We start from the raw sequence: 11677 nt of genomic DNA, 5'->3' as shown, positions 1-11677 counted from the left end.
CGACGGTGTTTGCCGGCTGTACGCTCGGGAACCAGTTTTCCGCTCTCTTCCCATCTGCGAAGGGTGGGAATGGATACCCCAAGCAATCGCGCTGCTTCACCTATTGTGCATAATCTTCTCATAAAGAGTATATTTACATATTTTTTATCATATTTCAAGCAATCAGTTTAAGCCCTTTCAGGGGCTCGAGACTGAATACGCCCATGGTGTCACCTCGCAATGGATTTTCTAAAATATTGCCTGGTGCCGACAAGTATGTTCATCCTTCTTTTGTTCATGTAACTATGCGTAATTACACATTCTCTTTTGTTATAAGGTAGTGGAGCGCCGATTCTAGACAAGGCCTCCGCCTCATAAACCTTGTACAAGGAGAATTGGTAATGAGACATTCGAGAAAGCCACGAGTCATCTATCGCGACAGCAGGGACAGGATAAGCCGTATCCAGCAGGCATTCAGCCTGTCTGACGAAGAGCTTACGGGGATCATGCTGGTGTCCCCACAAACCACCCGTAACTGGGTGAACGGCTATTCCCACACCAGAAGATCCATGCGCATCCATAGGCAACGTATCGACCTGCTGGAAAAAGCCATCAGAGATCCCTACGAAAGCGCCGTCATCGCGACAGCGATCTCCCAGGGCGGTGCGGAGGGCCTTTCTGCCCTGCTCATGTACTGCATCGTCGGGGAAACGAGCCTGAAAAAAGCTGTGAATACCCGGCAGTTCATGTGGGTGAAGTACTTTTTGGCCCGGGAGTTCAGAGACAACGTCCATGCCGGTCTGCCCCCTGACAAAGCCTACCGGATGTCCAGTATCAACATGGCCATGACCAGGCTCGACAACCTCAAAAAGCACGGGAGGAGATAGCATGTGGTGGCCCGATGAACTGTAGACTATGGAGGCTGGTATGTCATACGGAGAAAGACCCGGATGGATCTCCACCGTGCGTGTGAGCTCCGCTTTCGGCAAACGCCACGCCGCGGTAAGCGCGGATGTCGCCAGGCTTATCAGCCGTATAGGCTGGGCCCGGGCAAAGGACATGTTCGAACCGTCAGGTGTCGACCTGGACGGTTCACCTGTCTACATCATGAGCCGTGACGGGTTCATGCTCGTGAGCGGAACATGGAACAGCGTCAAAGCACTCCGCACGAAACTTGTCCTGCTAGACGAAATGGAATGGCAGGCACACTGTGCACCGAACAAAACAAATCAAAATAACGTGCGTACCAATGCACACTGTAACGGACAACCCATAAACATCAACGTCACGGTGAACCTCGGGCAGAATGGCAATGCCATGCCGAGGTTTTCGCTTTGACAACTTCCAAATTGACATCCTCCCCGACCTTAGGCTGGGGAGGATGTCAATTAACGTTCTAAAGCAGGGAAGCCAATCTGTTCAGGCTTCCGTATCGCAAAACCATACACAGCCAAAAGGCCGCGACATGCGAAGTGTCGCGGCCTTTTTGTTTTCGGAGGACGCCATGAGTGAGATAACGAAGGTCCGTGTCCAGAGCTATATCGTCGGTATCCTGTCCCTCATCCTGGGTATCTGGAGCATCTCCCAGTCCCTGGATTTCCGTGAACTTCAGGAAAGGAATGCCGAGCTTTCCCGGAAGGCGGAAAATCTCTCCCTCCAACTGGAGGCCCGCCAGATGGAGATCCGGGCCCTGGAAGAGCTGCGTACCGAGGAACTGCGGATCATGTCCGCCGACGAGAACAGCAAGGTGAACACACTTGCGGTACAAAACAACAATCCGTGCAACATCAAGGCCATCAGGACGCCCTGGAAGGGGCAGGTCGGCACTGACAAGCATGGGCATGCAGTATTCGATGAGCCGGCGCACGGCATCCGTGCCGCAGCCAACGTGCTCATCAACTACTACCTTCGACACGGTCTCGACACGCTCAACGGCGTCGTCGGGAGATTCTGCACCGGAAACCGTGAGCAATATGTGGCTTATCTGTCCCGTCGGCTCGGGCTGCGACCCAACGAGAGCTTCGATGTGCTCGCCCGGTTGCCCGAGCTCTTGCAGGCTATGGCCAGGTTCGAGTCCGGGAGGGAATGGGACAAGTCACTGTTCCTTCCCTACTCCCTGATCTCCGTGGCCCACAGCAAGGGCGCCGGCGGCAAGGACAATGGCGAGGTATGCGCTCAATAACGGAAAAGGCCGGCGGGCATACCAGCCGCCGGCCAAACCAGAATCACGGTACGACTTGCGGCATGTATTTCTTATGGAAGCGTGCCTGCGAGTTTATCGTGATTCAAAAGGAGTGTTGAATATATGCACGAGATCCTTATCTATGTCAAGGAAGTCAGCGGCAAGGCCGTTCCCGCTGTCACCAGCCTGCAGGTGGCGGAGGTGTTCGAGAAGCGCCATGACAACGTACTGCGTGACATTGAACATATTTTGTCGCAAGTACCTGAAAACTTCATAAAACTCAATTTTGAGGAGTATGCTGCGGAGTATCGGGCAGGCTTTGGGATGAGAAAAACGGTTCCTCGCTGTAGTCAAGGAGAGGATGTCCGGCATTCAGACCTCTGCCGGTGCACTCAGAACGGATCGTACCACTCATCCTCGCCGGGCCATGACGCCAATCTTTGAAATATTTCCAATAATTTCTCCATGCCGAGGTCTTGATGTGTCGCCCATGAATGGTTTGAACCAGAATAACGGTGGCGATGTCCCGGAGTACATCGATATCGCCAAAGGGCTGTGGCCCCTGTTCCTGGCAGGATTTGCCGTCGCCATCGCAACCGGTGCCACGCATGTGAAGAAGGGATACCTGCAGCGGAACAAACTGAGTATCGCCCTGAATATCATCCTGTCTTCCGCCGTGTCATCAGCCATCTCCCTGGGGTTCGCGCTGCTTGCCCCTCTTTTTTACCCGGGCATCACCGCCGATATGAAGCTTGGTATCGTACTCGTCATCAACGGCATCGGCTTGAAGCTGTTCGACGTCTATATGCGAAAGAAGCACGGGCTCCAGGTCGTCGACTTGTCAGATACAGCCGATATCCACGAGCTCCGGAAGAGCATGACACCAGAGCAACGCCGGCTGCATGCCCAGGACTGCCCATTCAAAGGCAGCGAATGCTGCGGCGGCACGAACCAAAGCTGCACCTTCCAGTCAGATGGCTTGCAAACGGTCACCACCGAAGGCAAAAAAATCTGAGCACCCGTCCCGGTGTACAAACCAGAGTTTCGGACGTCGATATTTCGGCGTCCTTTTTTGTGCGCAAGGCGCGAGGTTCCGCAGGCCACGTCTCGAGCTGTTTTTCTCAAGCGTCTTTCAGCATCTCCCGGATGCTTTCGAGAGCTGCCGCTGCCTCCTTGGCAGAGAGCTCACCACGAGCCTGTTTGGCCTTCACCTCACGCCCCAGTTCATCAAGATGCTCAAGGAAACTTTTTGCGGATTTTTCCATTCTGAGGGCTCCTTTCATGTGTCTGTTTGAAACATACTGAATCGTTTGGAATTTTATTTAGGGAATCAGCCAGGGAATCGTTAAAGGATGTATTTAAATAACTATTTCCGGCACAAAATCAGGAACCTGTAGAGGTTCGTTCACCGATCCTTCTATAGTATATTGCCTGAAATACCTCGACAGTTCATCCCTGCCGGAATTGACACGAACACCTTTGTCAGCGTACTCGCTTGGTTCAAAGGAGTACGGCATGGCAAAAATCATCTCGATCGCCACCCAGAAAGGGGGCGTTGGCAAAACGACAACGGCTGTCAACCTCGCGCATGCGCTGAGCAAAAAACCGCTTGATAAAAAAGTTCTCGTCGTTGACCTCGACCCGCAGGCCAACGCCTCGCTCATCCTGGGAACGGAATATCCGGACAATCAAAAAATCACCGCCGTCGATCTCTTCATGAACGACGAGCATACCTTCTCTTCCTGCGTCGTTCCGACCAAGTATGAGAATGTCGATCTCATCGCTTCGAACATCAACCTGTTCTCCTGCGGTGAGCAGATAGGCTGCAACAACAGGGCGTCCATCATGACCCTCAAGAGCAGGCTCGATGCCGGTGTCCTTGCAAAATATGACTACATCATCCTGGACTGCCCGCCCAACCTCGGCGGTCCCTTCGTGCTGAATGCCATGGTCATTTCCGACCATTTCATCCTCCCCATCGAAGGCTCGTCCATGTTCGCCATGACAGGTGTGGAGCAGTTCCTCGACGCCGTCTACACCGTCAAGGAATTCGCCCCTGAACAGATGAACCTGCTTGGGGTCCTGCTTACACGCTACGAAGCGCGGACCAACGCCTCGAAGGCCGTTGAGGAACTCACGACGGAACGCTTTGGCGCCAAGGTGTTCGGGACGAAGATCCGTCGCAGCACCGCGGTCGACCAGGCCGGGCTGCTGTGCCGCACCATTATCGATTTTGATCCCAAAAACCAGGCAGCCGTCGACTACACGAACCTGGCCAGTGAAGTCGAGTCCCGCATGGCTGCCGCTGATGCCGTGCGTGGAGGCAGTGATGGCAGGTAACAACTTCAAGGAATCGCTGAAGAGCCAGTTCCGTGACGCTTTTGGCGAACAGCCGCGCCATCTGGCAACCCGTCCTGCTCCGGAAGTCAGCAGACCCGGAGAGGAAGAGCCTCATAGGGATATGGCGAAGGGACTTGGGGAGGATCCCACAGAGGTGAAGCCCACTCCTTCCGAAACCATGTCCGGCACCGCACCGCGAGCCGAAGCAGTGTACACGGCTTCCCCAAAGGCTGAGGGACACGCCAGTGAGATACTGGCTGTACACCCGAAAGAGCCTGAAGGGGGAAGTTGTGAAAAGCGTGTGGCAGAGCATCGCTGCGATATCGAGGACTTCCTCAGAGCTTCGCCGGAGGAGCAGCTCTGCTACAGCCTTGGTGAGCAGATGACGGCCATCCTCAAGCATCTGCTTTCCATGCCCAAGCCGTGGATCAACCTGACGAACGCCATGATCATCAATGAGTCCGGGACCCGTGTGCCGACGGAGTCAGTACGCACCCTGTTCCGTATCCTGCAGGATAAAGGATTCATTCTGAGCCGCCGGCGCGCCGATATCGGGACATACCGCGGCGTTGCCTATGTACTGAATCCGAAGCTGTGCGAGATCTTCTGTTCCATGCATGGTATCGGCATGCCTGAATGGATCTTTGACAAGGCACCGGCTATCGGCCAGGGAAAAGCCACGGCAAGGAAAGCCGGCCGTTCCAGAACGTCCGATGCGAAGTATGAGGAGCTGGCCAGACAAAATGAGGAGCTGCGCCGGCAGCTGGCTTTGCTGCAGGAACATCTGGCCAGGCTGACTGAAAACAATGCGTGGTAGCCATATATTTGTGTCCTGTTCATAACGATATGAGAAAGAGATGTATGCATTTGCATCGTACGCAGTCCGTTCTTTTAGCTGCGATGCTCATATCGCCAGTCATCTTTGTAAAGACTCCCTGCGTTGAAAAAAGGCTTATGGCAGGACTTGCCTTATTCCGTGAAACTGTTTAATCTGGATAAAATATCTTAAATAAAAGAGGGAAATGATATGGCTATTGAAGACAAAGACCTCCTTAAGCTTATTTGTGAACGTTATCCTGACCAGCCCCTGACCTATGTCATGGAGCAGTTCGGCCAGGCGAAGGCCATGTGCCTGCAGATCGAGCGTACTTTCAATGCTCCTGAAGTTGACCTTGGCGAAGAAGCTGAGGCTCCTGCTGAAGAAGCCGTTGAGACCGAGGTCACTCCTGATGCCCCCAAAAAGAAGCGTCTTACCCGTCGCAGCCTTGTCTGCAAGCCTGCTGAAGCTATTACGGACGAGTACATCACCTGCTGTATCTGCGGCAGGAAGATGAAGACCATTACGTCCATGCATCTCAAGTCCCACGACGTCACTGTCGAGGAATACAAGAAGCTTTGCGGCTACGCTCCTGAGCAGAAGCTGATGTCCAATACTTTCGCCGAAAAGATGGCGGCGAACATCAAGGCCGCGCAGGAAGGACGTACGCTGAAGCGCATGGAAGCCCAGTACTCCGCTGAGCAGGATGCCGCCGAAAAGGCCTAAAACGCGCCCCCAAAGCTGGATACCCAAAAGACCCTGCCTGTGAGAACCGGCAGGGTCTTTTGAGGTTTTGAGGCCCTGAACCGCGGCAGGCCACGCATCATTCTGCTCCGGCAAAGGGCGGTCTTGACAAAACACTCAGCTCCGACTAATTAAAAATCATACTTTTAATTAGTCGGAGCCTCCATGTATCTCGCCAGAACTCTTGAGAAAAGTATCCAGAAAGTTAGCGATTTCTTCCCAGTTCTTCTTATGACGGGTCCGCGTCAGGTAGGCAAGACGACCATCCTGCAGGCCTGCGGGAGTGAGGGGAGAAATTATATTTCTCTGGATACGCTGGAGAATCGCAGTCTGGCCCAGAACGATCCTGCACTTTTCCTTCAGCGCTTCAAAGCTCCGCTTCTTATCGACGAGATTCAGTATGCGCCACAGCTTTTTCCTTATATCAAAGCCGCCGTGGACGAGCGGAAGCAGAGCGGTATGTATTGGCTCACTGGCTCACAGCAGTTCCACCTCATGAAGAACGTTTCGGAAAGTCTCGCAGGTCGCGTTGGCATCCTGCATCTTGAAGGCTTTTCTCAGGCCGAACGCGACGGTCAGCCCGAACGCCGGCTATTCCTGCCCACACCGAAAGCCATCGAAGCCCGCGCCGCCTTCGCCCCGAAGACGGATATTGAAGCCGTCTTCCATCAGATATGGAAGGGGTCCTATCCAAGGATGCACGAGGCTGATGACGACATGTGGCAGTTTTTCTACGATGCCTATGTGCAGACGTACATCGAGCGCGACATCCGCGATCTTGGTTCTGTGGGCAATGAACTGGACTTCCTGAAATTCATGAAGGTGCTGGCGGCGCGTACCGGCCAGCTCCTGAACTACTCCGACATTGCTCGCGACGTTGGTATATCTGCGCCTACAGTCAAAGCGTGGGTATCCCTGCTCCAGACCTCAGGACTGATCTTCATACTCCAGCCCTACCACAACAACATCAACAGCCGTGTGATAAAAACGCCCAAGGTGTACTTCATGGATACCGGCCTGGTCTGTTACCTCACCGGCTGGAATGCCCCGCAGACGCTGGAAAACTGTGCCATGAGCGGCGAACTGCTGGAAACATATGTCATCTCGGAAATCGTGAAGAGCTGGTGGCACAACGGTAAACAGCCGAACATCTACTACTATCGCGACAAGGACCGGCGTGGGATAGACGTTATCCTTGAAGAGAACGGCGTGCTCTATCCCATCGAGATCAAGAAGAAGAGCAACCCGAACGCAGGAGACATCAAAGCTTTCGATGCCATCGAGACTGTCCTTAAACAGAAACGTGGCCATGGCGCGGTGCTCTGCATGGCGCGGACGCATTTGCCCATCACGGCGGAAGTCGATGCCGTGCCGATAAGCTATATTTAGAACACCTGACGTTATACGGAAGTCTGTAGCCAGAGTACGGTCACCGCTTATTCCGCTTCGAATTCTTCGGCACGGGCGATCTGGCCGGCCCGGTGCTCGCGCAGGATGACCAAAGCTTCTTCCTGGGTCAGGATACGGCCGCGGCATTTGGGGTTCTGCAGGCGATTCTCAGGGCAGTAGCCCAGATGCACACAGCTGGGCCCGGCCTTTTCAAACAGGTCCGGGGCGGCCTTGCGGCACAGGGAAAGCATCTGCCAGGCCAGATGGCGGATCTCGTGCTGGGCGTTGCGGCAGCAGCGTATGGAGAACCAGTCCAGCAGGGCATGGGCGTTCATGCCGATGATGGCCTTGAACTCCGTGGCCTGCGGCTTGAGATAGCGCAGGTCTTCTTCCGGCAGCCCGGCTTCCAGCCCGGCGTCGTACCACTGGCTGGTCAGGCCGGCCAGATCGCGGCCGGTGAGACGGGTCGTGTGCCCGTCGGGCAGGGTCACTTCGGCGCCGAAGTCACGCACGGCGGCGGGATAGACCACGGAGAAGCGGCGCTTGCCTCCCAGTTCCGCGCGTCCGGACTTGATGAGATAGGAGGCCAGGCGCTTGCGCACCAGCTGGGTCTCGGTCACGCGAGAATAGCCTTCCACGCCGAACAGGAAAAAGTCGAATTCCAGCGCGGCACGATGGCCGCTCTCCAGGATGTTGCGCACGATCTGCCGGGAATAGGGCGAGGCCGCTATCTCTTCCAGGCTGCGCTCACTGCGCACGAAACGCGCCGCGATGTCCGTGTAGATCTTGCCGCCCCCGGACAGCAGCACCACTTTGCCGTTCCCGGTATATTTTTCATCCAGCATGATGGGACCTCCTTGTAGTTACCTATGGCTAAACGTTGCCTTTTGGCAAAAATATGTTTAGCAGCAGGATAGGGGAGGCTGACACGAGTCACGACTCCGTCTGGAGCATAGTCTCGATACACATAACCAGGAGGCAGATATGTACGAACGATGCAAGAAATTCACAGTCGCATTTTTGGCAGCTTCTTTGCTCTTTGCTTCTTTGGGTGCTGCAGCCGCCAGTGCGGCAGGCAATGAAACGAACGACAGCTTTTCCAAAGCGAAGAAGATGCTGGAGCGTCAGGTCTACTTTGACCATCGAATCACGCTCTACTGCGGGGAACCCTTTGATGAGAAGAAAAACATCGACTTGCCCGATGGCTTCTATACGGAAAAGCACCAGAAGCGTGCTTCCAAAGTCGAGTGGGAACACGCTGTACCTGCAGAGAACTTTGGGCGTGCCTTCGAAGAATGGCGAGACGGTCATCCGCAATGTGTGGATCGTAAGGGAAAGGCCTTCAAGGGACGAGCCTGTGCAGAGAAGGTAAGCATTGAATATCGCCACATGCAGGCTGATATGTATAATCTCTTCCCTGCCATCGGTGCCGTGAATGCTGTCCGGAGTAACAAGCAGTATTCTGAGCTGCCTGGTTCCCAGCCGGCTTTTGGTATTTGCGAAGCCAAGGTTGACGGGAATCGCTTCGAGCCGCCGGCGCGTTCCAAAGGACAGGTAGCCCGCGCGGCACTCTACATGGCAGACAGCTATGACAAGTACCGCCTCAGCCGCCAGCAAGAGCAGCTCTTCAATGCGTGGAACAAGATGTACCCTGTTGATCAATGGGAATGTACCCGCGCCAAGCGTATCGAAAAGCTCCAAGGCAATGAAAATCGCTTCGTCAAAGAGCCTTGTGAGAAGGCTGGGTTGTGGTGAAGCTCTTCTTGCGTGGATCGGATTGACAAAAATAAAGAAAAACGGTTAGTTAATAGACAGTTATATAAAATATCGATGCTCAAAAGCATCATTAGCTAAAAGGGAGAGGTCAGTTTTTTCGGATTTCTCCCTTCCTTTTATGACGTTCTTGTGCAGACGGCAGCAGCTGGGAACGAAAAAGGCCCCGCTCCATGGCGGAGTCGGGGGCAGGCGCGGACTTCGGGACGTGATTCCGCAAACGCCTGCAAAGACAATTACTCCGTGATGTCCTTTGCTGTCTCCCGCATGCTGTCCACAGCCGCCAAAGCATAGCTCGTGCTTCGGCCGCCGCCCTCTCCTTTTTCCAGCAATCCGTATTCCAGCAGTTCCTTGATATCGCGCAAAGCTGTGTCTGGTGAACATTTGGCCAGCTTCGCGTATTTGCCGCTGGTGAGGTTTCCTTTGAAGTCATCGAGCAGCCTGTTGATGACTGTCCTCTGCCGGTCATTCAGCTTGCATGCACCGGCGCGGCTCCATATCTGGTTCCTCCGGACAACAGAGGCCAGCGTGTCGTCGGCGGCTGCGATGGCGCGCCCAAGACAGTCGACAAACCAGCCCAGCCAGGACGTGATATCCAGAGAACCTTTCTGGGTGTATTCCAGGATGGAGTAGTACTCTTTCCGCTCACGTTCTATCTGCCCGGACATGCTGTAAAAACGCTGCGGGCAGCCGTCCGCCCTGGCCAGAGCGCAATCGGCTATGGCCCGGGCGATACGCCCGTTGCCATCCTCGAAAGGATGTATCGTCACAAACCACAAATGGGCCACTCCGGCCCGGAGAATGGGATCGATGGATAACGGCGCGTTGAACCACTCCAGAAAACGCCGCATTTCAAGGTCCAGCCTTTCGGCAGCAGGGGCTTCGAAATTGACTTTCTCGCGCCCTATATAGCCGGACACTACTTGCATGGGGCCTGATTCCGCCGTGCGCCATTTTTCTGTGACAATGCGTCCGGAAACACCGTAGCCGGCCGGGAAAAGTGAGCTGTGCCATCCGCACAGACGATCCACAGTCAGTGGCTCATCGTAATGCTGCGTCGCATCGAGCATCATCTCCACCACACCATCCACGTTCCTTCCGGACGGCACCATTCCGGCCATTTCCAGACCAAGCCTGCGGGCCAGTGATGACCTCACCTGCGCGACATCGAGCCTCTCACCTTCTATGGCACTGGATTTCACGACGTCCGTGGTCATGGCCGCAAGCCCGGCCTCAGAGCGGACATAAAATCCCAGAGTGCTCATGCGGCCGAGCAGCAGTCCTTGCCGGTACCTCACAGCTGCCAAAGGCTCCGCAAGGACGGAGAGATCCCATCTGAAGTCAGGCCAATCCGGCCTTTCGTGTATGTATCGCATATTCGCCGCACTCCTTGCGGTGATTATGCGTGATATTCGCCGCATCCCATGGTGACAGCGTACCTGCCGCGTCCACAGGCCTTTCCGGATAGTCCTTTCTGGCCTAGCGTCTCAACTCCGGCGGCAGCTGCCTTCCCAGACGTTCGGATTCGTACGCCTCACGGCAATGATCGAGCTCGCCGAAAAGCAGGAACAGGCCGTCGACGATCTTCCGTGGCCAGTCCGTGCCTGCCAGAGAGAGGCGCCAGCAGCGACTGGACAGAGTCTCGTCGGCCCAGACCTTGCCGGATGACGGATTGCCGGTACTGATGAGTAAGCTGACGACAGTGAAGAAAAGGCAGTTGAACATCTGGTCGAAACAGATGAGCGTTTGCCAGATATTGTGCTTGATGACGGCGAATTTCGCCTCAACGGACGTGAAATTTTTGTGCATGGGTCTCTCCGCGTGATTTCCAAAGATATTGCCGCGAAGATGCCGTGGATTCAACTGTCATGACGAAAAAAGCTCCACCGTGTGTAGATAGTTGGTCAATCTGTTTTTTCTTTTTGTACCTTGACAAAACAGAATACGCATGATTTTCTAAATACGAGCATACTGGATGCGTTGGTTCCCTGTTGGATGCCGTTCTGGTGCGGCATATCGTGCTTGGCCCGGTCTATCGTGGACCGGGCTATTGCTTTTTTGAAAAAAATTTCCCACCTGGTTTGACAAAAAAATGTTTGTATGCTTACCTTAAAATGCGTTTCATCAAAGGGAGTTTCAATCCACAGTCGCCCTATCCGTCGGCTTCGGAGTCAGTAGGCGGACGGGGCGACTGTGGATTGAAACATCCTCTTGTCGTGGTTGGGCAAGAAAAAATCCATACATACATGGCGTGTGTGGTACTGTACCCGTCTCTTTTGAAGAGGCGGGTATATGTTTTTTGCGGAGTAAAAATCGCCAAGATATATTTTTTGTCAAAAAATTGCGGTAAAAATTTGACAAAATACGGAACAGGCGCTTTAGAGGATGTCCGGCATGTTTTTTGATTTTAAAAGGTGTGGTAATCTCGTCCCATGAAACAAACAGATTTTCGT

General features: G+C 54.2%; 16 protein-coding genes. 10 read left to right on the top strand and 6 right to left on the bottom strand.

Annotation, left to right across the window (positions count from 1 at the left end; all coding sequences use genetic code 11):
* Positions 1-122 (bottom strand): MerR family DNA-binding transcriptional regulator (locus tag HF854_RS11220; protein WP_168936366.1); only part of this gene is annotated, 122 nt, incomplete at its 3' end.
* Positions 123-380: 258 nt separating this feature from the next.
* Here HF854_RS11220 and HF854_RS11215 point away from each other — a divergent pair.
* From HF854_RS11215 to HF854_RS11195, 5 genes are all read left to right on the top strand, one after another.
* The gene (locus tag HF854_RS11215; protein ID WP_168936365.1) at positions 381-866 is read left to right on the top strand and encodes a hypothetical protein; all 486 of its coding nucleotides are present in this window, start codon (positions 381-383) and stop codon (positions 864-866) included.
* A gap of 40 nt (positions 867-906) precedes the next feature.
* Positions 907-1317 carry a Rha family transcriptional regulator gene (locus HF854_RS11210; RefSeq protein ID WP_168936364.1) on the top strand — a complete coding sequence of 137 codons (411 nt, stop codon included), beginning with the start codon at positions 907-909 and terminating at the stop codon, positions 1315-1317.
* Between the two features lie 166 nt (positions 1318-1483).
* A complete protein-coding gene (locus HF854_RS11205; RefSeq protein WP_168936363.1) occupies positions 1484-2161 on the top strand; it encodes a hypothetical protein in 678 nt (225 codons plus the stop codon).
* Between the two features lie 123 nt (positions 2162-2284).
* The gene (locus tag HF854_RS11200) at positions 2285-2605 is read left to right on the top strand and encodes a Rha family transcriptional regulator (protein WP_168936362.1); all 321 of its coding nucleotides are present in this window, start codon (positions 2285-2287) and stop codon (positions 2603-2605) included.
* 46 nt (positions 2606-2651) lie between these two features.
* The gene (locus tag HF854_RS11195; RefSeq protein WP_168936361.1) at positions 2652-3176 is read left to right on the top strand and encodes a hypothetical protein; all 525 of its coding nucleotides are present in this window, start codon (positions 2652-2654) and stop codon (positions 3174-3176) included.
* 106 nt (positions 3177-3282) lie between these two features.
* Here the strand turns inward: HF854_RS11195 and HF854_RS11190 are convergent, their stop codons facing one another.
* A complete protein-coding gene (locus tag HF854_RS11190) occupies positions 3283-3426 on the bottom strand; it encodes a hypothetical protein (RefSeq protein WP_168936360.1) in 144 nt (47 codons plus the stop codon).
* Positions 3427-3676: 250 nt separating this feature from the next.
* On the opposite strand from HF854_RS11190, the gene HF854_RS11185 reads away from it, so the two are divergent.
* The 4 genes from HF854_RS11185 to HF854_RS11170 all read left to right on the top strand — a co-directional run bounded on the left by HF854_RS11185 (position 3677) and on the right by HF854_RS11170 (position 7451).
* Positions 3677-4501 carry a ParA family protein gene (locus HF854_RS11185; protein ID WP_168936359.1) on the top strand — a complete coding sequence of 275 codons (825 nt, stop codon included), beginning with the start codon at positions 3677-3679 and terminating at the stop codon, positions 4499-4501.
* Positions 4491-5318, top strand: coding sequence for a hypothetical protein (locus HF854_RS11180; RefSeq protein ID WP_168936358.1), 828 nt, complete (start codon positions 4491-4493; stop codon positions 5316-5318). Before HF854_RS11185 ends, HF854_RS11180 begins: the two co-directional genes overlap by 11 nt.
* 210 nt (positions 5319-5528) lie before the next feature.
* Entirely contained in the window at positions 5529-6044 is a 516-nt protein-coding gene (locus HF854_RS11175) for a MucR family transcriptional regulator (RefSeq protein ID WP_168936357.1), read from the top strand.
* 183 nt (positions 6045-6227) lie between these two features.
* Complete coding sequence (locus HF854_RS11170) at positions 6228-7451, top strand: ATP-binding protein (RefSeq protein ID WP_168936356.1); 1224 nt, start codon at positions 6228-6230, stop codon at positions 7449-7451.
* 47 nt (positions 7452-7498) lie between these two features.
* Here the strand turns inward: HF854_RS11170 and thyX are convergent, their stop codons facing one another.
* Positions 7499-8296 carry an FAD-dependent thymidylate synthase gene (gene thyX, locus HF854_RS11165; protein ID WP_168936355.1) on the bottom strand — a complete coding sequence of 266 codons (798 nt, stop codon included), beginning with the start codon at positions 8294-8296 and terminating at the stop codon, positions 7499-7501.
* 139 nt (positions 8297-8435) lie between these two features.
* Between thyX and HF854_RS11160 the strand changes: the two genes are divergently transcribed.
* The gene (locus HF854_RS11160) at positions 8436-9206 is read left to right on the top strand and encodes an endonuclease (protein ID WP_168936354.1); all 771 of its coding nucleotides are present in this window, start codon (positions 8436-8438) and stop codon (positions 9204-9206) included.
* A gap of 254 nt (positions 9207-9460) precedes the next feature.
* Here the strand turns inward: HF854_RS11160 and HF854_RS11155 are convergent, their stop codons facing one another.
* From HF854_RS11155 to HF854_RS12560, 3 genes are all read right to left on the bottom strand, one after another.
* Complete coding sequence (locus tag HF854_RS11155) at positions 9461-10600, bottom strand: Fic family protein (RefSeq protein ID WP_168936353.1); 1140 nt, start codon at positions 10598-10600, stop codon at positions 9461-9463.
* A 103-nt stretch (positions 10601-10703) separates the two neighbouring features.
* Positions 10704-11033 (bottom strand): hypothetical protein, encoded by a 330-nt coding sequence (locus tag HF854_RS12890; protein ID WP_168936352.1) that lies wholly within the window; start codon positions 11031-11033, stop codon positions 10704-10706.
* 327 nt (positions 11034-11360) lie between these two features.
* The coding region (locus HF854_RS12560; protein ID WP_205906114.1) for a hypothetical protein at positions 11361-11677 on the bottom strand (317 nt) is incomplete at its 5' end.

It is taken from the genome of Desulfovibrio piger, from assembly GCF_012843875.1.
Taxonomy (GTDB): Bacteria; Desulfobacterota; Desulfovibrionia; order Desulfovibrionales; family Desulfovibrionaceae; genus Desulfovibrio.
This window is presented reverse-complemented; position numbering and strand designations above follow the sequence as displayed.

Coding starts and splice junctions, on each gene's coding strand:
- HF854_RS11185 (WP_168936359.1), top strand. CDS start 3,677: ATGGCAAAAATCATCTCGATCGCCACCCAGAAAGGGGGCGTTGGCAAA.
- HF854_RS11195 (WP_168936361.1), top strand. CDS start 2,652: ATGAATGGTTTGAACCAGAATAACGGTGGCGATGTCCCGGAGTACATC.
- HF854_RS11180 (WP_168936358.1), top strand. CDS start 4,491: ATGGCAGGTAACAACTTCAAGGAATCGCTGAAGAGCCAGTTCCGTGAC.
- HF854_RS11155 (WP_168936353.1), bottom strand. CDS start 10,600: ATGCGATACATACACGAAAGGCCGGATTGGCCTGACTTCAGATGGGAT.
- HF854_RS11200 (WP_168936362.1), top strand. CDS start 2,285: ATGCACGAGATCCTTATCTATGTCAAGGAAGTCAGCGGCAAGGCCGTT.
- HF854_RS11210 (WP_168936364.1), top strand. CDS start 907: ATGTCATACGGAGAAAGACCCGGATGGATCTCCACCGTGCGTGTGAGC.
- HF854_RS11215 (WP_168936365.1), top strand. CDS start 381: ATGAGACATTCGAGAAAGCCACGAGTCATCTATCGCGACAGCAGGGAC.
- HF854_RS12890 (WP_168936352.1), bottom strand. CDS start 11,033: ATGCACAAAAATTTCACGTCCGTTGAGGCGAAATTCGCCGTCATCAAG.
- HF854_RS11160 (WP_168936354.1), top strand. CDS start 8,436: ATGTACGAACGATGCAAGAAATTCACAGTCGCATTTTTGGCAGCTTCT.
- HF854_RS11190 (WP_168936360.1), bottom strand. CDS start 3,426: ATGGAAAAATCCGCAAAAAGTTTCCTTGAGCATCTTGATGAACTGGGG.
- HF854_RS11170 (WP_168936356.1), top strand. CDS start 6,228: ATGTATCTCGCCAGAACTCTTGAGAAAAGTATCCAGAAAGTTAGCGAT.
- HF854_RS11175 (WP_168936357.1), top strand. CDS start 5,529: ATGGCTATTGAAGACAAAGACCTCCTTAAGCTTATTTGTGAACGTTAT.
- HF854_RS11205 (WP_168936363.1), top strand. CDS start 1,484: ATGAGTGAGATAACGAAGGTCCGTGTCCAGAGCTATATCGTCGGTATC.
- thyX (WP_168936355.1), bottom strand. CDS start 8,296: ATGCTGGATGAAAAATATACCGGGAACGGCAAAGTGGTGCTGCTGTCC.